This is a genomic window from Nonomuraea maheshkhaliensis (assembly GCF_039529435.1).
Classification (GTDB): domain Bacteria; phylum Actinomycetota; class Actinomycetes; order Streptosporangiales; family Streptosporangiaceae; genus Nonomuraea; species Nonomuraea maheshkhaliensis.
Map to the genome: position 1 here is coordinate 1 of NZ_BAAAMU010000124.1, position 18,627 is coordinate 18,627.

Sequence of the window (18,627 nt, forward strand, 5' to 3'; positions counted from 1 at the left end):
TCCACCCACGGCACCTACCTCGTCGAGCCTTTTACACCGCTCCGAGGACGCGACCTGAGCATCTTCACCTGCGGGTCCTACCGTCATGGCCATGCGACAGATCGATGACCCCGACCTGCTCAAAGTCTTGGCCAACGGGTTTCGGATGAAACTCTTCAGCCTCCTTTTCCGGATCGGCCCCGTCACGGTGAGCGAGCTCGCCAGACAGATGGACGCCGACCCCGGCCAGGTGAGCTATCACCTGCGGCAGCTGCAGAAACATGGCTTCATCGAAGACGTCCCGGAACTCGCCCGGGACAGCCGCGAACGCTGGGTGCGTGCGGCCACGGTCGGCTGGATGTCGACGAGAGACTTCGAAGACCCAGAGGCCAAAGCCGCAATGCAAGCATGGATGTCACAATGGGTGATCGACCAGTTCGAGCGGCTGCGCGAATTCGAACGCACTCGCACACCCTCCCCGAGGAATGGCGCAACACGGCCTTCGGCGGCAGCCACCACCTGAGACTCACCAAGGACGAACTCGCGCAACTCGCCGAGCAGCTCTTCGCCGTATTGCAGCCGTGGCGAGAACTGACCAGATCACGCCCCGAATCGGGCGAGCCTTCACCAGACACACGCCCGAGCTTCATCTTCTTCCACGCATTCCCCGAAAAACCCTGAGAACCCCGAGGCCTTTCCATGTACGCCATGCACGAGGAACTGGCCCGCGCCTACCTCACTGAACAACGAGCCGAGGCCGCTCACTTACGCCTGATCCCGCCCCACCCACGCCGACCCTTCTCACCACGCCTCCGCGCCCGCTTCGCAACCGCTCTCCGCCGCTTGGCCGACCACCTCAAACCCGCCTGACAACCCGTACGACCATCTACCGGCACAGACGCCAGAACAAGTCCCGCACCTCACGAACCAACACGTCACTGAGCAAGGAACCCACCACCACCTCGCCAAATTCGTCACGCCAACTTTTCGTCGGACCCGCGTGCCATGATCTTCAGGATCCGTCCCGAGAGAACAGGATCCCCAAGACCCATGAGCGGCTACGACTGGCTCGACGACGAAGCGTTCTGCGCGACCTTCGTCCGCGGCCTCACCCCACACGAGGCGCTGACCCGCCTCGGCATTGACGTGTTCGACGGCGACGACGAGGAAGGCGATTTCGAGGAAGGGCTCATCTGCGCCCGACCGGCCGAAGGCGGGACCATTCTGAGCGAGTGGAACGGCTTCGCCGGCACCCTGCCGGAGGTGCAAAGCCGCTTGTCTGCGGGAACGGTCACAGCGAGCGTCTTCGTCAACGTGAACCTGGTCGCGTCCTTCGACCATTACACCGACGGCCGCAAAGTCCTCTCTTTCGATCCAATTTGCGGCGGCAACGAGGACGACCTCCCGGAGGACTACTTGGCCGACCGGATGGAACTCGGCCTGGCCGGCGACAAGGCGGGAGGCGGCCTCGCCGCCGCACTACTCCTGGCCGAACGCATCACCAAGGTCCGCCCAGACGCCACGAGCGCCACGGTGGCCGCCCATGGCTTTCTCGACTACTGAGGCGCCTGGCCGCCGGCCGCTGAAGTCGAGGCACATCAAACCCGGCGAGAACTTCCTGCGACGCCTCGTCACTGGAGTTGGCCCAAGGCCAGTCTCCGATCTCTGATCACCGCAAGCGCGAGGAGGTGAGTCAAGAGGCCGATACCTACGATCAGTCCTGCGACCTGAAACGCAGCCGTCGTGAGTTCACCGGACAGAGACTTGAAGGTCAGGGCAACCCCCAACCAGAGCTGAGACCCGCCCCCAAGGCGTGCTCGGGCCCAGGGAATGCTGTGTAGTACAGCCACCGCTGAGATGACGAAAGCAGCGATCAGGAAGAACGCGGCAAGATCGTGGGGAGGATTCATCAGCAACAGCGCCATCCCGCCCACGAGGCCCACCGCTGATACTGCGACCAGGATCACGCGCTGCGGCACGGCAGGGCGTGAAACCACGACCTCTTCTGATCAACTGGCTCCACGGGCTCACTGTCCCACAAGTGGCCATAAGCGGCCACTCACGCCGCGACACCACCTTGCCATGGGATCCTTGGTCACCCAGCCAGACACCCAAAAGCCCCCCGTGATTATCGCGAGGGGCTTTTGACCTGGAGCCATCTTGGGGGTTCGAACCCCAGAGCCCTTCATCACGAGCTCGTGGCATGGAGGTCATTAGAGGTCGGTGTGGCGGTCACGCCGGGCATCGAGGTCAGCAAAGGGCGCCGGGTGGCCGATGCAGTTGCCGCACTCTGGTGTTGCACGAGCTTCCTTGCGGCAGGGGACGCTGTGCCGGGACTACAGAGCCACGGAGGACCCGGCCGTCAGTTCTTGCGGTCGTACTTGGCGCCCAGGACATGATCCGCACACGCCCAGTTGCTGACGGAGCCCGGGCTCTTCCAGGGCCCGTAGACCCAGCGGCCCAGACCGGTCCCAGGGTTGGAACTGCAATAAAGGGCTACGCGGAATTTCCCGGTTCCGCTGTTGCATTTGGCCGTGCCGCTGTGCACACCGACGACTCTGGCCGTACACGTGTTGGGCAGCGCGTTCGCGGGTGCGGGGGCGTTGGCCACCAGGGTGGCTGCGGCGAAGGCGAGGGTTACCGCAATCTTCCTCATCTGGGCTCCAGTTCGGGGTTATGGACGTTCGTAGAGGATTGAAGCGGAGGGCGGTATATCGCAGGTATGTCAGTCCAGGGTGATGGTTGCCTCTCGGACGATCAGGTACGGGATGAGGTCGGTGGGTGGTCATCTCCTCGTCGGGCAGGCGTCGCCATACCGGGCTGGACACGCCAGGACAAGCCGTCGTTTCGCATGTGCCCCCGTGAGCTTCCTCGCGCGCTGGTTGCCCTGCTCGCAGCCGACGGCTTGCCCTGGTGGGGCTGGTCTGGTCTCCCTTGTGGTGGCCGACGAGGAGATGACCAGGCGGTGGCTCCAGCGGTGTCGTGGCCGGACGGGCCGGTCGAGTTCGCCGATGGCGGCCGGTCGGCGGAGCCGTGGCCGCTGCCGCAGGCGGAGAACGACGCGGTGGTGGAGCTGGAGCGGACAGTGACCAAGTCCGGCATGGTCAGCCTGGCCGGCCGGTATCTGCTGGCCGCGGAAATCCTGGGCGGGCGCCGGGTCACCATCCGGATCGAGGAGAACACGCTGATGTTCCTCGACGCTGAGTCCCGGCAGCTGCTGCGGGTCCGGCCGAACCCGCTGACCTGGGCCACGTGCCCGCAGTTGCGCGGTGCTCCCTCGGCCGGTTGTATGCCTGCCGGGTCGTCACCGTGCACGTCAGCGACACGACGCTGACCATCGATCGGGACGAGGGGCCGCGCACGGTGCACCGCACCACCGATCTTCCGGTCCGCAACGTCAAAGCTCATCGGCCGCACAAGGTCGGCCATGTTTCCTAGATCACCTGTCGCTCATGTCGTGGGACAGAAACGTCAGGCATCTCATGGGACTGGACACCATCCGCGAACTCGCCCCCGGACAAGGTCACCAAAGCTGATCAGCCTGACCCACGTGGTTCCTGAGCCACATAGGAGTCCTAGCCACCTGCTGTTAGCAAGAGCGTAAGCAAAAGGCCCCTCGCGATCATCGCGAGGGGCCTTTGAGCTGAGAGCCGCCTTGGGGATTCGAACCCCAGACCCCTTCATTACGAGTGAAGTGCTCTGGCCGACTGAGCTAAGGCGGCATCTGCCGTGCAGCTTGAAAGAGTCTACAGGAGCCTGAGGGTTCTCGCTCCCACCGATCACCCGATGCCGGGACGGACCGCCCGTCCTCCCCGTGCCGCCAGTGCCCCGCAACGGCCGCCCGTCCACCTCATCCTTCGGGAACGCCGAACCCGGCCGTCCGGCGTCATCAGGGACCACCACGCCCTGTCCGCGCCCCCGTACGGCCACTCGTACGCCCTACTCCTTCGGAAACACGATCCCGAAGGGCGGGCGTCACCAGGGCCCGGCGTCAGGGGGCTTCCTCCGCCAAGTGCCATCGTCGGGCCAAAGCACTATCGACGTACGGACGATACCCCGCTCGTCAGACCGGTTCTCCGTCCCCGTACGTCGAGTCATAAGCCTTCCGCGGCCCGCAGACGCTCGCCTTCGAACAGGCGCACCTGCGCCCCCCGTCGTTCAGCCGCACCACCACCGAGTCCGACGGCACATTGTGCCCCACCACGGTTCCCGCGCCCTCCGGTGTCTCCACGCTCACGCCCACTCGCGGAGCCGAGGCTCGGAACTCCTGGTAGAGCGGGTGCTCGTACTTCAGACAGCACATGAGCCGCCCGCATGCCCCCGCGATCCGCAGTGGGTTGACCGGGAGGTCCTGGTCTTTGGCCATGCGGACGGAGACCGGTTCGAAGTCCTTCAGGAACGTGGCGCAGCACAGGTCGCGGCCGCAGGGGCCGATGCCGCCCTGGAGGCGGGCCTCGTCTCTCGGGCCGATCTGGCGTAGCTCGACCCTGGCCCGTAGGTTGCGGGCCAGGTCGCGGACCAGGGCGCGGAAGTCGACGCGGTGGGGGGCCGAGAAGTAGACGGTGTAGACGTTGTCCGCGTCGAGGTAGTCGATGCCGACGACCTTCATCGGCAGGCCGTGCCGTTTGATCAGGCGCTTGGACACGCTGCGGGCCTCGGCTCTGCGGCGTTTGTTCGATTCGTCGCGGGCCAGGTGTTCCTCGCCGGCCGGCCCCGCGCAGAGCGGGAGGCCGTCGACGTCTTCGCTGGTGTATTGGGGCGCCCACACGCACTCCGCCACCTCTGGGCCCGAGTCCGTCGGCACGAGCACCTTGTCGCCCACCTTCGGGCTGTGCTCGCCGGGATCGAGGTAGTAGAGCCTCCCGTAACGGGTGAAGCTCACAGCCATCATCATGCCCATGGACTCGAGCTCGCCTCCTGACGGCCTGGGGGATCGCTTACGGCCTTCGTTGCCACATTACGTGGGTCCATGCGCCGGTGGTCAGGGGTGGTGGCGAGGTTATTGGCCGGGTCGGCCGCCCCGGAGGGCACGCTTGCCCCGGGGCTGCGTCGCGTCAGCCGCGCGCCGGGCAGATCGCGCTCTCCGGCAGGGTCACTCCGAACTCGTACTGCAGGGCGGACCTGTCCGCCGGGCACGGCAGGTATGTGGCCTGAGCCACCCCGGGCTGCTCCCGCAGCTCGGAGAGCACGGCCTGCCAGGAGGAGTCCGGCTTCAGCCTGAGGCGGAAGGCTTGCGGCATGTCTTCCACTCTGGTCGCGTCGAGCAGGGTCTTGTTGCTCTTGTACGTCTTCCGGAAGTCCTCGTACGCCGCCTTCTCGTCGATGTACTCATATTTCTCGACCTCGGGCATCTTGCCGATCAGCGCTTCGAGCGCCCTCCTCTCGGCAGGCGTCGCCCCCTTCCCCTCCTTCGTGACCTTGAAGTCGCCGTTTTCGCCGTCCACGCGCACCGCACCGCACGCGGGCAGCGCCGTGCCCTCCTTGCACAGGAAGACCTTGATCGGCCACTTGCGCAGCTCCGCGGCCTGCGGCCAGGGCGGCCCGGCGGGATCGACGACCTCCTGGATGCCGGTCACCCGCCGGAGCCTGTCATGCACCTCGCCCATGTCGGCGCCCTCGCTCAGCCGCAGGGTGAACGCGGCGGGCAGGTCGGTGATCTGCACCTCTTTCAGCACCGACCTATTGTGCGCGAAGTCCTTCCTGAGGCTCTCGTAGGCTGACGCCCTGCTCGTGTAGACCACGCTCTCCACTTGCGGAAGCGCTCTCAGCGTGGTCTCGATCTCCCGGATCCGGTCAGGTGTGACGTCGCCCGCGCCGCACCGCTCATGCTTCGACGACGCCGTGCAGAGGAAGGCGACCAGCTCGGTCTCCTTGCCCCGGGTGGCCGGCGGGTTCATCGCCACCACGCTGTCCTGGTCGCCTCCGTCAACGCCGAACGCCGTGAACGCTGTGAAGGCCGCCGTGCCCGCGAGCACCACCGCCGTCGCCACGCTCACCATCCGCAGATCCACCCGGAACCGCCGCCGCTCCGGCGGCCGCAACGGGCGCAGCGTGCCGGTGTCGACCGTCGCCCCGGCGTCGGTGAGGGCCTGCCGCAGTCGGTCTTCCACAGGACTGTTCATGATTCCTCCCCAAGCACCCGCCCGAGGGCGGCCAGCCCTCGCGTGATCGTGGACCTCACCGTGCTCGCGCTGACCCGCATCGTCTCGGCGATCTCCCGGTCGGCGAGATCGAAGTAGTAGCGCAGCGTCAACGCCTCCCGCTGCCTGCGCGGCAACCCGTGCAGCGCGAGCAGCACCTCCCGCCGCTCCTCGCCCAGCATCGCGGCGCTCTCCGCCGACCACACGGGCGCCTCGTACGGCACCGCCCGTCTGAACACCGTCGCCCGCCTGCGCAGCACCGACCGGCAGCCGTTGAGCACCGCGGAGCGCACGTAGGCGAGCGCCCGGTCGGCGTCACGCAGCCGGGCCCGGCCGGCGTGGGTGCGCGCGAACGCCTCCTGCACGACGTCTTCGGCGGTGGCCTGATCGCCGACCATGATGAGCGCCAGGCGCACGAGACCGACGTGGTGGTCGGCGAAGATCGCCGCCACATCGACCTGAGGCGCGGCCCGAGCGTCCTGCTTGATGAGTAGTTCGGCTTCCACGTAACAGAGACGTCTGGGGGCCTCGTCTGCTGCTTGGATCACCGGAACATCTTGCGGTCCCCGAAGCAACCGCCGGTCGCCCACCGGCCGCCCTGTGGACAACCTCTCAGCGCAGCGCCAGCATCATCGCCTCGACGGCCATCTGCGGGTTGACGTTGGCCGCCAGCCGTTCCCTGCACTGCATGATCGCGTCGATCCGCCGCAGCGTCTCCTCGGGCGTCGAAGCGCGCGCGAGCTGGTCGAGATCGAACCGGATGTCGTCATTCGCCAGCTCGACCCCGGCCGCCCCGAACTGCAGCGTCAGCACATCACGATAAAAGGCCACGAGCTCCAGCAGCGCCGAGTCGAGCGAGTCGCGCTTGATCCGGGTGGCCCGCGACTTCTGCCGGTCCTCCAGCTCCTTCAGCGCCCCGGCCCCGCCGCGCACGAGCCCCCGGTTGAGCCCCTTGCCGGTGGACCCCTCCCCGTACAGCTTGCGCAGCTCCGCCGTCTCGTTCTCGTTGAGCGCGGCCGTGGCGGCGGCAGCCTCCTCCTCGGCCGTCTTCACCAGCCGCTCGGCGGCGGACACGCACTCGCCGACCCCGGTCAGCGTGCGCGGGATGCTCAGCACCGCCTCCCTGCGGCTCCTGACGCCCTCGTCGAGCGCCAGGGAGCGGGCTCTGGCAATGTGGCCCTGGGCGGCTCTGGCGGCGAACCTGGCGGTCTCCCAGGGCACGCTGTCGCGGGTGGCCAGCACGTGGGCGACGGCCTCCGTCGCGGGGGTGGTGAGGTTGACGACGCGGCACCGGGACCTGATAGTGATCATCAGGTCGTCGGGGGCGGGCGCGCAAAGCAGCCACACCGTACGGGGCGGCGGCTCCTCCACGGCCTTGAGCAGGGCGTTAGCGGCGGACTCCGTGGCCCGGTCGGCGTCCTCGAACAGGATGACCCGCCACCGCCCCTGCGTCGGCGCCCCGGCCGCGCGCAGGATCAGCTCCCTGGTCTGCTTGACGCTGTAGGACAGCCCCTGCGGGCGTACGGACTCCAGGTCGGGATGCGAGCCGATGAGCACCTGGTGGCACTGGTCGCAGTGGCCGCAGCCGCCCTGGGGGCACATCAGGGACGCGGCGAAGGCGCGGGCGGCCTCTTCCCGGCCCGAGCCAGGCGGGCCGGTGAACAGCCAGGCGTGCGTCATGCCGGCGCCCCGCCCGCCCGCGACGACCTCGCCGGCCGCCGCCGCGGCCCGCGACAGCACGGCCGCCGCCTGCTCCTGCCCTACGAGGTCATCGAAAACAGTCACGGGGTAAGGCTAGTCGCGGATGGCGGGCATCGTCCCCGTGATGTCCTCCGACTCCCTCGGCACCGGGTCGGGCAGGATCTCCCTGATCCGGTCCTGGATCCGGCGGGTGATCGCCTCCTGCGGCATCGTGCCGTCGACCACGAGGTAGCGCTCGGGCGCCGCCGCCGCGAGCGCCCTGAACTCCTTGCGCACCCGCTCGTGGAACTCCAGCGGCTCGGACTCGATCCGGTCGGCCGCGCCGCCCAGCCGGGCCAGCCCGACCTCGGGCGGCGTGTCGATGAGCACGGTCAGGTGCGGCACCAGCCCGCCGGTCGCCCAGGCGTTGATCTTGGACACGTCGGCCGGGTCGAGCGAACGGCCCGCGCCCTGGTAGGCCAGCGACGAGTCCACGTAGCGGTCGGTGACCACCAGCGAGCCCCGGTAGAGGGCCGGCCTGATCACCTTCTCCACGTGCTCGGCCCGGTCGGCGGCGTACAGCAGCGCCTCGGCCCGCGCGGACAGCCCGCGCTCGGCCGCGTCGAGCAGGATCGCGCGCAGCCGCATGCCGACCTTGGTCGAGCCGGGCTCACGGGTCTGCACGACGTCGTAGCCCTGGTCGCGCAGCCAGATCGCGACCAGCCGCGACTGCGTGGTCTTGCCCGAGCCCTCGCCACCCTCGAACGCCACGAACAGCCCGGGCACATGCTCGGCCGACTCGGCCGGGAAGCGCTCGCCGCGCACCGCCGCGATCAGGTCGGCCGCCAGGGAGACGCCCTTCCTGTCGTCCATGTGCCGCAGCGCCAGGATGCCGACGCCCACCGCGAGCGCCCCGCCGACCACCAGCACCAGGTTGGTGCCGTCGAAGCGGTAGCTGAGCGTGCCGAACTCCAGCACGTGCAGGCCGAAGAGCGCGGCCAGCGGGTTGGCCAGGGACACCACCAGCAGCAGCGTCACCCGCGCCGTCGACTGCAGGAACGAGAACGTACGGCCGCGCAGCCCGTCTTCGACCTCCAGCCCGATCAGCGTGTAGCCGATGATCCAGGCGATGCCCGCGCACGCACCCAGCACCACGGTCAGCATGACCACGATCACCAGGTTGTGCACCAGCGCGATGGCGAGCAGCACCAGCCCGGCGACGGTGATGGACAGCCCGAACAGCCGCCGCCTGGACAGCTCGCGCAGCAGCCGCAGCCCGAAGAACATGCCGAGCGCCATGCCGACGAAGACGGCGCCGAACACCACGCCGTAGGCCGCGTCGCCGCCGCCGAGGGTCGCCACGTAGACCTTGGCCACGCCGACGACCGCCCCGCCCGCGGCGAACGCGCCCAGCATGCCGATGACCAGGCCGCGCACCATCCGGTTGCCGCCGACGAAGCGCCAGCCCTCGACGACCTGCTTGAGCACGGAGGGCGTCGAGATCGTGCCGTCACGCCTGGGGATGTCGCGCAGGGTGAAGATGAGGAAGGCCGACACGAGGTAGGCGCACGCGTTGACGATCAGCGCGAGCCCCGTGGCGTCGCGCCCCTCGATGAACGGCACCACCCCGCCGATCAGGTCGCCCGCCACCGACAGCGCGGCGAACAGCATCGCCGCGACCGGCGCGGTGCCGTACGTGACCAGCAGGTTGAGCTGGTTGGCCGACTCGAGCTGCGCCTTCGGCACCAGGTTGGGCACCGTCGCGTCCTTGGCCGGGACCCAGAACAGGTTGACGCACTCGACCAGGACAGTCGCGGCGATGACCCACTGGTAGCTGCCCACGAACGGGATCGACAGCACGATCGCGAACCTGGCCAGGTCGGCCGAGAACATCGTCAGCCGCCGGTCGAACCGGTCGGCGAAGACGCCGGCCAGCGGCCCGAGCAGCACGGCCGGCAACATCTTGGCGACGAACACGCCGCCGACGGCGAGCGACTGCACCCGGTAGTCGCCCTGAGTGAGGTTGGCCGCGAGGGCCGTCAGCGCCAGCAGGTTGAGCCAGTCGCCCAGACTGCACACCGACATGGCCGTCCACAGCCGTCGAAACGGCGCATTGGCCAGCACATGGGTCGAGCGGCTACGGCCAAGGGCAGTCATGATTTCAGCGTATCCAGGTGTCGACCGGAAGGGAGGGGACAAGACGAGCCGGATATTCCCGGCTGCTCGTGGCTGAGAGTATTACGTGATCGGGCTCGGGCGCAGGTTTCGCCACTCGAATAGGCCCCCGAAAACCTTCTCAATTCATAACTCCGGCCTCATGTCGCGCCTCTTCCACCAATGGCCGCCACTCGGCCCTGACGTCGTCGGGCAGAGCGAGCTCGTCCCACAGGTCGATCAGCAGCACACCGTCGACGTGAGCGAGCAGCTCTCCGGGCTCGCCCTCGCACAGCAACGCCGTGTAGGCCGCCCGGCGCTCGTCCCGGTCGGACAGATCGTAGTCGCGCCCGCCGACCCGCACGGACCCCAGCGCCGCCGCCACCGGCAGCCGGCCCAGCCGGGTGGGCACGTGGACGGTCCGCCCCTCACCGGTCACCCGGGTCACGCACTCGACCTTGGCCTCCAGCACCAGCCGGAACCCGGCGGCGTCGAGGATGCGCCCCGCGGTCTCCAGCGTCGGCGACTTCCTGCCGTGCTCGTACGCCGACAGCGTCGTGCGCGAGGTGCCGCTCACACTGGCCAGCGCCTTCTGGTTGAGGCTGGCCGCATGCCTGGCCTGCTTGAACAGCAGCCCGCCGCGTCTGGCCCAGAAGGCCACGTCCTGCCGCAGCGCTCGCTCCAACGGCGAGGAGACCATGACCACACCTCCGAAAGTATCCGCTCGGATACTGTACGCCATCATGGCATGGCGTGACCACCGGATTACGAAAGGTCAGCCGCGCAGTTCGAGAATCGTGATCTCGGGCGGCGCCCCGACGCGCACAGGCGGGCCCCAGAAGCCCGCTCCCCTGGTGACGTACACCTGCACCCCGTCCACGGTCGCCAGCCCCGACACGACCGGCTGCTGCAGCCCCACCACCAGGTCGAACGGCGCGATCTGCCCGCCGTGCGTGTGGCCGGAGAGCTGCAGGTCGACGCCGTGCCGCGCGGCCTCCTTGACCTGGATCGGCTGGTGCGCCAGCAGCACCGTGGAGCGGCCGGGCTCGCGCCCCCCGAGCGCCTTGGCGAAGTCGGGCGACTCACCGGCCGCGGCGCCGCCGATGTCGTTGACGCCGGCCAGGTCGAGCACGGCGCCCTGGTGCCTGATCTCCACCCGCTCGTTTCGCAACGAGCGTACGCCGAGCTCGGCCAGCTCCTCGACCCACTCCCCCGGCCCCTCAGCCGTGAAGTACTCGTGGTTACCGGTCACGAAATAAGCGCCATATCGGGATTCGAGACTCTTGAGCGGCCGGGCCAGCGCCCCGAGCTGCGCCACCGACCCGTCCACCAGGTCGCCCACGATCGCGACCACGTCGGCCTCGAGCCCGTTGATCATCCGGACGATCCGCTCGGTGTGCCCGATGCCCGTGAGCGGCCCGAGATGGATGTCGCTCACCACGGCGAACCGCAGGCCGGCGAGCCGCGAATCGAGCTTCGGCAGCGTGACCTTGACCGGCTCGATCACGGGATCGCCCAGGGCGCTGACCATCCCGTACCCGACCGTGCCCAGCGCGCCCACCCCGGAGACCGCGGCGGTGGCGCGGTCGAGAAAGAGCCGCCTGCTCATCGAAGACGCGACGGGAACGTCCACGGCGACGTCAGCGGGCACCCCGACCCCAGCACCGGCACCAGCCCCAGCACCCGCCCCGGCCGGCACCGCGACAGGCGGCGCCGCCACACTCTGCGGCTCCCGCCGCCGCCCCGCACGCCGCACGAGAGCCGCCACGACCGCCCGCGGCACCTCCAGCACGACGAGGATCACGACCAGGTAGAACATCACCGCCAGCCAGATGAACCCCGGCCAGGCCACCCAGCTCTCCAGCCCCATCCTGCTGCCCACGAACGTCGCCACGAGGACCGCGAACAGCGCGACAAGACCCCAGGTCAGCGTCTTGCGCAGCCTCCCGGGAACGGTCGTGCGGCGCACCAGCCGAAACCACAGGTACCAGTGCGCGAGCAGCACCAAGGCCACGAAGAACAGGACGAACACATGAACGATGCTACTTCCGGCGCCCAAGATTCCGGCGCCCAAGATTCCGGCGGCCGTAGTGGCCGACCTTCCGACGGCCCGGCTGCCGCGACCGACCTTCCGGCGGCCCCAGCCACGGCGGCCGCCGGAAGGTGATCTACGACTTCGCCGCGGGCTTCTTGGCCGGAGCCTTCTTCGCCGGCGCCTTGCGCGTGGTCGTCTTCTTGGGCGCGGGCGCCCGCTCACGTCGTTCGGCCAGCAGCTCGGCCGCCCGCTCGATCGTGATGTCCTCGACCGTGTCGCCCTTGCGCAGGGACGCGTTGGTCTCGCCGTCGGTCACGTAGGGCCCGAAACGCCCCTCCTTGACCACGACCGGCTTCTTCGAGTTGGGGTCGTCGCCCAGCTCGCGCAGCGGCGCCGCGGCCGCCGCCCGGCCCCTGCCCCGCTGCTTGGGCTGCGCGAACAGCTCCTTCGCCTTGTCGATGGTGACCGTCAGCAGCTCGTCCTCGGAGGCCAGCGAGCGGGAGTCGGTGCCCTTCTTCAGGTAGGGGCCGAACTTCCCGTTGTGCGCCACGACCTCCTCGCCCTCCAGCTCGCCGACGACCCTCGGGATCGTCAGCAGCTTGAGCGCGTCGTCCAGCGTGATCGTGTCGAGCGACATCGTCTTGAACAGCGAGCTCGTACGCGGTTTGACCGCGTCCGCCTTCTTCGTCCGCCGCTTGGGCGCCTCTTCGTCGGCGGCCGGCTCGGGCAGGACCTCCGTCACATAGGGCCCGTAACGCCCGTCCTTGGCCACGATCATGTGACCCGTCACCGGATCGGCGCCGAGCTGCCGATCACCCGTCGGCCGCGAGAACAGCTCCTCGGCCTTCTCCGCCGTCAGCTCGTCGGGCGTCATGTCCTCGGGCACGTTGACCCGCGCGCCGTCGCGGTCGAGGTAGGGCCCGTAACGCCCGACCCGCAGCACGATGTCGCTGCCCCTGACCGGGAACGAGCTGATCTCCTTGGCGTCGATGTCACCGAGGTCGGTGACCATCTCCTTCAGGCCCTCGTCGCCGTCGTCGCCGCCGCCGTAGTAGAAGCGCTGCAGCTCGGGAACGCGCTCCGCCCGGTCGTTGGCGATGTCGTCGAGCACCTTCTCCATGTCGGCGGTGAAGTCGTAGTCGACCAGGTTGCCGAAATGCTGCTCCAGCAGGTTGACCACGGCGAACGCCAGGAACGACGGCACCAGCGCCGTGCCCTTCTTGAACACGTAACCGCGGTCGAGGATGGTGCCGATGATCGAGGCGTACGTCGACGGCCGCCCGATCTCCCGATCCTCCAGCTCCTTGACCAGCGAGGCCTCGGTGTAGCGGGCCGGCGGCTTGGTCGAGTGGCCGGCCACGTCGAGGCGCGTCACGCTGAGCGCGTCGCCCTCCACCAGGTTCGGCAGCCGCTTCTCCGAGTCGTCGCGGTCGGTCGAGGGGTCGTCGGCGCCCTCGACGTACGCCTTCAGGAAGCCGTAGAACGTGATCGTCCGCCCGGACGCGCTGAACTCGACGTCCTCGCCGGCCGACGACCTGCCGCCTACCTTCACGGTGACCGACTCGCCGACCGCGTCCTTCATCTGGGAGGAGACGGTGCGCTGCCAGATCAGCTCGTACAGGCGGAACATGTCGCCGGAGAGCCCGGTCTCGCCCGGCGTGCGGAACTCCTCACCCGACGGCCGGATCGCCTCGTGCGCCTCCTGCGCGCTCTTCACCTTGCTGGAGTAGACGCGCGGCTTGTCCGGGACGTACGCGGCGCCGTACAGCTTGACGGCCTGCGACCGCGCCGCCGCGACCGCCGTCTCCGACAGCGTGATGCTGTCGGTACGCATGTAGGTGATGAAGCCGTTCTCATAGAGCCGCTGCGCCACCTGCATCGTGTATTTCGCGGAGAAGCCCAGCTTCCTGCTGGCCTCCTGCTGCAGCGTGGTCGTCCTGAACGGCGCGTAGGGCTTGCGCGTGTACGGCTTGCGCTCGACCGACTTGACGGCGAACGACGCCCCCTGCAACCGGCCGGCCAGCTCGCCCGCGGCGGCCTCCGACAGGTGCAGCACGTCGGCGTTGCCCTTGAGCTGGCCGGTGCTGGCGAAGTCGCGACCCTGCGCCACCCGTTTGCCGTCGACCCCGGTCAGCGTGCCGGTGAAGTCGCGCGGCCGCTCGTCGGCCTTGCCCGTGTCGAACAGCGCCTGAAGGTCCCAGTAGTGGGCGACCGTGAACGCTATGCGCTCCCGTTCGCGCTCCACCACCAGCCGCGTCGCCACCGACTGCACCCGGCCCGCGGACAGCTTGGGCTTGACCTTCTTCCACAGGACGGGGCTGACCTCGTAACCGTAGAGGCGGTCGAGGATGCGCCGGGTCTCCTGGGCGTCCACGAGGCGGAGGTTGAGGTCGCGCGGGTTGGCCACGGCGTCGCGGATCGCCTGCGGGGTGATCTCGTGGAACACCATGCGGTGCACGGGCACCTTGGGCTTGAGCACCTCGCGCAGGTGCCAGGCGATGGCCTCGCCCTCGCGGTCCTCGTCAGTGGCCAGATAGAGCTCGTCGGCGTCCTTGAGCAGCTGCCGCAGCTTGTTGACCTGCGACCTCTTGTCGGGGTTGACGACGTACAGCGGTTCGAACTCGTGCTCAACGTTCACTCCGAGACGCGCCCACGGCGCCCCCTTGTACTTCTCGGGGATGTCGTCGGCCTTCTCCGGCAGGTCGCGGATGTGACCGATGCTCGATTCGACGATGTAGCCGCGCCCGAGGTACCCCGCGATCGTCTTCGCCTTGGCGGGCGACTCGACGATCACCAGGCGTGTTCCGCCGGCGCTGCCGTTCTTGGCTGGCACGCTGCTTCCTACCTCGCTGTTCGCTTGCAAATCCCCCTGCCGGGAGTCGGCACAGATCTGAAAGGTAACCCGACTCGCGGAAATTTCCTTCCCCCGGGCTACCCACTAGCTTCCGGGTCCACCCGCAAGCACGCAGAATAAGGCCCATCGAGCGGCCTGGCGCCCTGACTCACCCTGGAGACTAATCGTTGTGCTCGACTACTCCTACATGGATATCTTCATTCCACGCGATCTCACTCGCGAAGCAGCACGTCAACTGCTGACCGAACACGCAGAGTACGGTCAGTGGGAGCTCGCGCGCGTCCGGGTCTACCCCGACGGCAGCCGACGCGTCCGCCTGCGGCGCAAGATCATGAAGGTACGCAGCACGCTTTGAACGCGAACATGGCTTTGCCCGCCCCGGGCCGCGCCCCCGGAACGGGCAAAGCGTCTACCGCCGCCTACTCACAGGCTGTGAGCGGAAGCCGTCCTGTGTTACGTACTTCCTGATCCCTTACTTACGGCCGATCCGGAACCGGCGGGTGACGCCGAAGAGCGTCGCCGAGGCGGCGAGCATGGCGCCGGCCAGCAGCGCGAGCAGGGAGCCCGAGTTCATCCCGGTCACGCCCGCGGGCTGCTCGGCGCTCATCAGGCCGAGCTGGGGCACCGGCAGGGCGCGGGTGGTGGAGTTGACGGCCCCGCCGATCGGGGTGGAGGCGACCAGGTCGGTGGCCGGGGCGAGCGGGGAGCTCGACCGGGGCGCGACCGAGCGGCCCTTGCTGTCGACCGGCGCGGAGACCGCGGTGCGCTTCGGCTTGGCCGGGGCGGCGGGCATGCCGGGCAGCTCGGGGAGCTGGGGCAGGCCGAAGGTCCTGGCGGCGTCGTCGACGACGGGGAGCTGGTGGGTGACCCCGCCGACACTCTCCAGCTGCTTGGTCACGTCGGGGAGCTGCTTGGTCAGGTCGTTCGCGCCGCCGAGCCCCTGGGTGAGGCCGCCGACCTTGCCACCGACCTCCTGCACCCCGCCGAGGACCGGCAGGGACGGCGTGATGGGCAGCGCCCCGCCCTTGGCGCCCGACACCTTGCTGTTGAACCGGGCGAAGCGCTCGAACCCGTCGGGACGCTGGAAGCCGGGCCGGCCGACGTTCGAACCGCCGAGGCACCCGGCGGCGGCGTCGCCCAGAACGGCCGCGGCGTTGCCGCAGACGTTGATCGGCGCGCTGATCGGGGCCACGACCTGGTTGCCCGACAGCACCCCGCCGGCGCCGGACGTACGGTTGCCGCCGCCCCCGACCCCGTGGTGCGGCCAGACGCCCGCGCCGCCCTTGCAGTGGGCCCGCGACGCGCCGAGCACGGCGGCCGCGTTGCCGCAGACGTTGATCGGGGCGGTGATCGGCGCGATCACCTGGTTGCCCGACAGCACCCCGCCGGCGCCGGACGTACGGTTGCCGCCGGCGCCCTTGCCGCCGTTCTTCACCACGGCTCCGCCCTTGCAGCCGGCGAACGCGTGGCCGAGCACGGCCACGGCGTTGCCGCAGACGTCGATCGGCGCGCTGATCGGCGCGACCGCCTGGTTGCCGCTCAGCACACCCCCGGTGCCCGAGGTACGGTTGCCGCCTGCCCCCGAACCGCCGCGGGTGTTGTGCACCTCGGCGCCGCCCTTGCACCCGGCGACCGCGTTGCCCACGGCGTTGCCGCAGGCCTCGACCGGCAGGCTGATCGGGGCGATGACCTGGTTGCCGCTGCCGACCCCGAAGCGCCCGTCGGTGTCGTTGCCGGTGGAGCCGGGAGCGTGGTGGCGGGCGCGGTAGTGGTGGCCGGGCCCGCCGTTGTTGGTGACGGACGACCCGCCGGCGCAGCCGGAGAACGCCCGGCCGACCGCCGCGACCGAGTTGCCGCAGATGTTGATCGGCGCGCTGATCGGCGCGACGACCTGGTTGCCGCCCAGCACCGACCCGTTGCCCGAGGTACGGTTGCCGCCCGCCCCCACGCCGGTGTTGTGCACGGCCGATCCGCCCTTGCAGCCCGCCGTCGCGTCGCCGAAGATCGCCACCGCGTTGCCGCAGGCGTTGATCGGCGCGCTGATCGGCGCGGTGATCTGGTTGCCGCCGAGCACGCTGCCGTCGCCGGAGGTACGGTTGCCGCCGGCCCCGCCCTTGCCCTGGTTGCGAACGGTGGCCCCGCCCTTGCAGCCCGCGTCGGACTTGCCGATCAGCGAGACCGCGTTGCCGCAGGCGTTGATCGGGACGCTGATCGGCGCGTTGACCTGGTTGCCGCCGCCGACGGACCCGTTGCCCGACGTCTCGTTGGGGATTCCGGGCCGGCCCGGGTTGACCACCTCGGCGCCGCCCTGGGAGGTGGCCTCCGACTTGCCGACCGCGGCGATGGCGTTGCCGCTGATGTCGATCGGGATGGAGACCGGCAGGTCGACCTGGTTGCCGCCCGCGACGGACCCGTCGCCGGAGGTGTCGGCCAGCGCGGTGCCGCCGCCGAACGACATGACAGCCACGGCCAGGAGAGCCGCAGGGCTCGTTGCCTTCGCCCACGTACGCATGATGGATGCTCCTAGTGGTTTTTGGGGGGATACCTGAACGGTTCGCGGGCAGCCCGAAGCCGTGCGAGGTTACGCGCACAGCGGAGACCTCGGATTCGCGAACCAGTCGAACGTGATGTCCTTCACCTGCGGACGGAGGGATTCATGCCACGCTCCGCCGCTCTGCCCTGATTCCGGCCTGCCGGCTCGGCTCGACCTCTCCTACGGTCGGCCATGTCCCGGCGCCCACGTACCGGACCCGCTCGAACTCGACCGCGGCCCTCGACGGGGGATCAGCTGAATCGCACGAGGACCAGCCGAGGACCGGGCGGGAGAACAGACTCTGGGACCGGCCTGGGATCAGGCGGGGAATCAGTCGGGTGAGAAGGAGGGGTCGTCCGCCGCTGTGCGGACGACGGGGGGAAGCAGGCGCGCCAGGGGGGCGCGCCCAGCCTGGAGCCGCGGGTCGAACCCTGACCGCGCGACATCCCCGGTCGCGGCCCCGAGGGGACCGCTGCCACCGCCGTTGGGCACCAGACCATTGGTGTCCAGGATCTCTCCGGCGGAAGAAGGTACAGGCAGGCCAGGATCCTGCTGGCTGTTGAGGCCGTCGACCGTACGTCCGGCCATGGCTTCGGCGTTCTCCGACGCCGAGGCGTGGCCGGGATCGAGGAGGGACTGCTGCGCGACCCCGGACAGAGCCGCTCTCGCCGCCGCTGTGGTGGCCGCTGCCGCTCCCGTCTCCGCACTCGCGTCCGCCGCCCTCCCTGTCGCCGCGGTGGAATCCGCGGCCGCCGGGGCGGCGGTGAACGTGCCGAACAGGACAGCGAGCAGCCAGCCGGTGGCCACCAGGGCGCCGACAGCGGCTGCCCGCACGACGACCCGACGAGCGCCGGCCGCGAACCGCGCCATCCGGTCAGCCCGATCGGTGGTCACGTCCTGCGCCGGGGTGATCACACGAGGGCGGCGGACAGCCAGGGCCTGAGCCCTCTGCCGCCACACCGCCTCACGCGCCACAATTCCTCCCGAGCATCCAGAACCGGCCTCACAACGTGAGGCCGGTCCGTGGACTCACCCCTCAACGTTCCGTAACCGTAGCAGCACTCAAGGTTGCCGCAAGAGCTTTTCACCCGAGACCCAGAATTTGGCCAACCACCCTCACCCCAAACCCTCCCCAACCACCCCACCCACCTCCGCGAGCCCCCATGCCCACCCCATCGGAGCCTCTGCTCGAGCGGGCGAAGACCCGTCGCCGGCAAGGTCGCGATACTTGGTATGACGCACTGCTCAGAGT

Annotated in this window: 16 protein-coding genes and 1 tRNA gene; 4 read left to right on the forward strand and 13 right to left on the reverse strand. The window is 69.3% G+C overall.

Annotated features, from left to right (window positions below; translation table 11 throughout):
• Window positions 1-91: 91 nt before the first annotated feature.
• The gene (locus ABFX54_RS45975) at window positions 92-502 is read left to right on the forward strand and encodes an ArsR/SmtB family transcription factor (protein WP_346113356.1); all 411 of its coding nucleotides are present in this window, start codon (window positions 92-94) and stop codon (window positions 500-502) included.
• A gap of 527 nt (window positions 503-1,029) precedes the next feature.
• Window positions 1,030-1,542: a DUF6461 domain-containing protein gene (locus ABFX54_RS45980; RefSeq protein ID WP_346113357.1), complete on the forward strand. Its 513-nt coding sequence runs from the start codon at window positions 1,030-1,032 to the stop codon at window positions 1,540-1,542.
• A gap of 68 nt (window positions 1,543-1,610) precedes the next feature.
• Here ABFX54_RS45980 and ABFX54_RS45985 read toward each other — a convergent pair whose 3' ends face one another.
• Window positions 1,611-1,904 carry a hypothetical protein gene (locus tag ABFX54_RS45985; RefSeq protein ID WP_346113359.1) on the reverse strand — a complete coding sequence of 98 codons (294 nt, stop codon included), beginning with the start codon at window positions 1,902-1,904 and terminating at the stop codon, window positions 1,611-1,613.
• A 437-nt stretch (window positions 1,905-2,341) separates the two neighbouring features.
• Window positions 2,342-2,635: a hypothetical protein gene (locus ABFX54_RS45990; RefSeq protein WP_346113360.1), complete on the reverse strand. Its 294-nt coding sequence runs from the start codon at window positions 2,633-2,635 to the stop codon at window positions 2,342-2,344.
• A gap of 309 nt (window positions 2,636-2,944) precedes the next feature.
• Here ABFX54_RS45990 and ABFX54_RS45995 point away from each other — a divergent pair, with 309 nt between their 5' ends.
• Window positions 2,945-3,313, forward strand: coding sequence for a hypothetical protein (locus tag ABFX54_RS45995; protein ID WP_346113361.1), 369 nt, complete (start codon window positions 2,945-2,947; stop codon window positions 3,311-3,313).
• 314 nt (window positions 3,314-3,627) lie between these two features.
• On the opposite strand, the gene ABFX54_RS46000 is transcribed toward ABFX54_RS45995, so the two are convergent.
• The 9 genes from ABFX54_RS46000 to topA all read right to left on the reverse strand — a co-directional run bounded on the left by ABFX54_RS46000 (window position 3,628) and on the right by topA (window position 14,821).
• A tRNA-Thr gene (locus tag ABFX54_RS46000) sits at window positions 3,628-3,701 on the reverse strand.
• A gap of 341 nt (window positions 3,702-4,042) precedes the next feature.
• Window positions 4,043-4,867: a PSP1 domain-containing protein gene (locus ABFX54_RS46005; protein ID WP_428834646.1), complete on the reverse strand. Its 825-nt coding sequence runs from the start codon at window positions 4,865-4,867 to the stop codon at window positions 4,043-4,045.
• A 166-nt stretch (window positions 4,868-5,033) separates the two neighbouring features.
• The gene (locus ABFX54_RS46010) at window positions 5,034-6,101 is read right to left on the reverse strand and encodes a permease-like cell division protein FtsX (RefSeq protein ID WP_346113364.1); all 1,068 of its coding nucleotides are present in this window, start codon (window positions 6,099-6,101) and stop codon (window positions 5,034-5,036) included.
• Complete coding sequence (locus ABFX54_RS46015) at window positions 6,098-6,667, reverse strand: sigma-70 family RNA polymerase sigma factor (protein WP_346113365.1); 570 nt, start codon at window positions 6,665-6,667, stop codon at window positions 6,098-6,100. Before ABFX54_RS46015 ends, ABFX54_RS46010 begins: the two co-directional genes overlap by 4 nt.
• 64 nt (window positions 6,668-6,731) lie before the next feature.
• The gene (locus ABFX54_RS46020; protein WP_346113366.1) at window positions 6,732-7,904 is read right to left on the reverse strand and encodes a DNA polymerase III subunit delta'; all 1,173 of its coding nucleotides are present in this window, start codon (window positions 7,902-7,904) and stop codon (window positions 6,732-6,734) included.
• A gap of 9 nt (window positions 7,905-7,913) precedes the next feature.
• Window positions 7,914-9,956 carry a dTMP kinase gene (gene tmk, locus ABFX54_RS46025; RefSeq protein ID WP_346113367.1) on the reverse strand — a complete coding sequence of 681 codons (2,043 nt, stop codon included), beginning with the start codon at window positions 9,954-9,956 and terminating at the stop codon, window positions 7,914-7,916.
• Window positions 9,957-10,095: 139 nt separating this feature from the next.
• Complete coding sequence (locus tag ABFX54_RS46030) at window positions 10,096-10,653, reverse strand: helix-turn-helix transcriptional regulator (protein ID WP_346113368.1); 558 nt, start codon at window positions 10,651-10,653, stop codon at window positions 10,096-10,098.
• A 75-nt stretch (window positions 10,654-10,728) separates the two neighbouring features.
• Window positions 10,729-11,985, reverse strand: coding sequence for a metallophosphoesterase (locus tag ABFX54_RS46035; protein ID WP_346113369.1), 1,257 nt, complete (start codon window positions 11,983-11,985; stop codon window positions 10,729-10,731).
• Window positions 11,986-12,121: 136 nt separating this feature from the next.
• Complete coding sequence (topA, locus tag ABFX54_RS46040; protein ID WP_346113371.1) at window positions 12,122-14,821, reverse strand: type I DNA topoisomerase; 2,700 nt, start codon at window positions 14,819-14,821, stop codon at window positions 12,122-12,124.
• Window positions 14,822-15,011: 190 nt separating this feature from the next.
• On the opposite strand from topA, the gene ABFX54_RS46045 reads away from it, so the two are divergent.
• Window positions 15,012-15,197 carry a DUF5703 family protein gene (locus ABFX54_RS46045; RefSeq protein ID WP_106243331.1) on the forward strand — a complete coding sequence of 62 codons (186 nt, stop codon included), beginning with the start codon at window positions 15,012-15,014 and terminating at the stop codon, window positions 15,195-15,197.
• A gap of 117 nt (window positions 15,198-15,314) precedes the next feature.
• Here ABFX54_RS46045 and ABFX54_RS46050 read toward each other — a convergent pair whose 3' ends face one another.
• Both ABFX54_RS46050 and ABFX54_RS46055 read right to left on the reverse strand, forming a co-directional pair.
• Window positions 15,315-17,354, reverse strand: coding sequence for a chaplin family protein (locus tag ABFX54_RS46050; RefSeq protein WP_346113372.1), 2,040 nt, complete (start codon window positions 17,352-17,354; stop codon window positions 15,315-15,317).
• A gap of 351 nt (window positions 17,355-17,705) precedes the next feature.
• Window positions 17,706-18,269 carry a hypothetical protein gene (locus ABFX54_RS46055; protein ID WP_346113373.1) on the reverse strand — a complete coding sequence of 188 codons (564 nt, stop codon included), beginning with the start codon at window positions 18,267-18,269 and terminating at the stop codon, window positions 17,706-17,708.
• Window positions 18,270-18,627 lie beyond the last annotated feature (358 nt).

Coding starts and splice junctions, on each gene's coding strand:
- ABFX54_RS45975 (WP_346113356.1), top strand. CDS start 92: ATGCGACAGATCGATGACCCCGACCTGCTCAAAGTCTTGGCCAACGGG.
- ABFX54_RS45980 (WP_346113357.1), top strand. CDS start 1,030: ATGAGCGGCTACGACTGGCTCGACGACGAAGCGTTCTGCGCGACCTTC.
- ABFX54_RS45985 (WP_346113359.1), bottom strand. CDS start 1,904: ATGGCGCTGTTGCTGATGAATCCTCCCCACGATCTTGCCGCGTTCTTC.
- ABFX54_RS45990 (WP_346113360.1), bottom strand. CDS start 2,635: ATGAGGAAGATTGCGGTAACCCTCGCCTTCGCCGCAGCCACCCTGGTG.
- ABFX54_RS46005 (WP_428834646.1), bottom strand. CDS start 4,867: ATGGCTGTGAGCTTCACCCGTTACGGGAGGCTCTACTACCTCGATCCC.
- ABFX54_RS46010 (WP_346113364.1), bottom strand. CDS start 6,101: ATGAACAGTCCTGTGGAAGACCGACTGCGGCAGGCCCTCACCGACGCC.
- tmk (WP_346113367.1), bottom strand. CDS start 9,956: ATGACTGCCCTTGGCCGTAGCCGCTCGACCCATGTGCTGGCCAATGCG.
- ABFX54_RS46030 (WP_346113368.1), bottom strand. CDS start 10,653: ATGGTCTCCTCGCCGTTGGAGCGAGCGCTGCGGCAGGACGTGGCCTTC.
- ABFX54_RS46050 (WP_346113372.1), bottom strand. CDS start 17,354: ATGCGTACGTGGGCGAAGGCAACGAGCCCTGCGGCTCTCCTGGCCGTG.